General features: G+C 46.1%; 1 protein-coding gene and 1 rRNA gene. Both read right to left on the bottom strand.

Going from position 1 to position 902, the window contains the following annotated elements:
- Nucleotides 1-85: ribosomal RNA gene (locus M3202_RS21995) — 23S ribosomal RNA — on the bottom strand; the annotation flags it as partial.
- Between the two features lie 258 nt (nt 86-343).
- Nucleotides 344-487, bottom strand: coding sequence for a hypothetical protein (locus M3202_RS21990; protein ID WP_251225349.1), 144 nt, complete (start codon nt 485-487; stop codon nt 344-346).
- Nucleotides 488-902 lie beyond the last annotated feature (415 nt).

Raw genomic sequence — 902 nt, 5'->3', positions numbered from 1 at the left:
CTCCCCGAGGCGTTTCGCCGTTCGTCGCGTCCTTCTTCGGCTCCTAGTGCCAAGGCATTCACCGTGCGCCCTTTCTAACTTAACCAATTTTGGCGGCAGATCTTCTTCGCATGTCTTCGTCAGCTTCGTGTTTCTCGGTCATGTCACGTAGGGAACTACGCTTCATTCCTCGAACACTTGCTTCCTCGACCTGCTCGAATCTCTTTGCCAAAAACGATCTTTTTCAAAAGGTCGTTTTTTAGACAATGTCTCCATTGCCTTTGAATTCTTGACGTTCGTTCGATCTCATCTTGTTTTGTGAACAAGACTCCGATGAACTTACTTGTTTATCATGATCTAGTTTTCAAAGAACCATGTTAACGGCAGATAATCGGCGCAGCTCTTCGTCAGCTTCCTGGATCTCGGTCATGTCACGTAGACAACTACGCTCCATTCCTCGACCATTCGCTTCCTCGATCTGCTTGATTCTCTTTGTTAACCAATACAAATGAATGATTTCCTAAAAGAATTCATTCAAAACTGAACAAAGCAACTGACTTCGTTCCCTTCATGAGGAACGTCATTGTGATACTGCATGCAGCTTTGCGACGAGAAAGCGACGCAAGGAGCGCGCAGGAGCACATTCCAGTAACTTTATTGAGAGTGTTGAGTACTCTCAAAACTGAACAAGGCAACTGACTTCAATCCCGTCATGACCTTCTTCTTTGAATGACTTCATGCTGCCTTGCGACGAGTAATCGCAGGAGCAAGATATTTTCCTCATGCGACGAGTAACCGCAGGAGCAAGATATTTTCCTCATGCGACGAGTAACCGCAGGAGCAAGATATTTTCCTCATGCGACGAGTAACCGCAGGAGCAAGATATTTTCCTCATGCGACGAGTAACCGCAGGAGCAAGATAT

The sequence above is a fragment of the Halalkalibacter oceani genome, from assembly GCF_023715605.1.
GTDB classification, from domain to species: Bacteria; Bacillota; Bacilli; order Bacillales; family Bacillaceae_D; genus Halalkalibacter; species Halalkalibacter oceani.
This window is presented reverse-complemented; position numbering and strand designations above follow the sequence as displayed.